Annotated in this window: 1 protein-coding gene; it reads right to left on the minus strand. The window is 36.4% G+C overall.

Annotated features, from left to right (window positions below; all coding sequences use genetic code 11):
- Nucleotides 1-285: 285 nt before the first annotated feature.
- Nucleotides 286-1,086, minus strand: an 801-nt coding sequence (locus ABT063_RS52090) for a polysaccharide deacetylase family protein (protein WP_351069407.1), incomplete at its 5' end; no start/stop codon positions are given.

A 1,086-nucleotide genomic window follows, 5' to 3' on the forward strand; every position in this document is an offset into this window, starting at 1 on the left:
TTGTAACGAATATAGGGTTCTGTTGCAAAGTTTTAAATCTACTATCAAATAAGGTAGAATAATAGAAAAAGATAGCAGGAGGAATGACGATGAATCATTTTAAAGAAAAGCAATTTCAGCAGGATGTGATTATTGTAGCCGTGGGCTACTATCTTCGTTATAACCTTATCCACGGTGTTCAAGAAGCAACTCCTCAGCAATAAGCGCTAGATTTCCAAAATATGAGAAACTATTTTAGAAATCTAGTTCTTATTTGCTCGGAGCTGGACGCTTCTTTCACAACCTCTATCCTCGATCTTTTTGGTCATACACTTCTTTGACGTTGATAAATTGATCAAGTATTGGATTTTCTCCTTTTAGGTCAGCTTCGAAACGGATACCGTCAATATTGATTCTGGCGTTACGGTAGTAGTCAGTTCCTAGTTGTCCCCATGCAGGAGTTGAGGCATCGACATTGCAGAAGATATCAAATCCTTGTTGTTTCAAGTAAGCAAATTTTTGATTTGCTTCAGAATAAGGTTGCCAATCGCTGATGTCAGCGCCAAATGGGTAGATCAAAATATTTGTTTTGCCTAAAATAGGTGCAACTTCATTTTGCCAACGTTCATTATCTTGTTGGATATCGGCTAAAGAAGCTTGTGTCATATTCAAGTGTCCCCAAGTATGAGAAGCAAAACTCCAACCATCTTTCTTTAATTGATCAGCAACTTTTTTGGCTGCTTCGATTTCTTTGTTTGTTTTTTCGTTATCACCATATTCTGATTTTGATGTACGGTAACCTAATACACCATTATAGCCTGTTAAAGCTAATGTTCCTTTGGCGCCTTGATAAGAAAAATCGGGATGTTTTTTAATGAATGAATCGATCAATGGAACCATATCATAGTCACCAACAGTTTCCTTCTTATTGTCGATATAAATATTCTTGATTTGGTTCTGTTTATCGACAATCAACTTACTTGGAAATCCTGAATTGTCCATGTATTCATAATAGCTGACATCGTCTTGCGAAAGAATTAACGGTTTCTTTCCTTCTGGAAGAGAAATACCTGTAAAGGTCAGTTTTCCATCTGTTCCTTTTTTTAC

This window comes from Streptomyces sp. NPDC002838, from assembly GCF_040295365.1.
Lineage (GTDB): Bacteria > Actinomycetota > Actinomycetes > Streptomycetales > Streptomycetaceae > Streptomyces.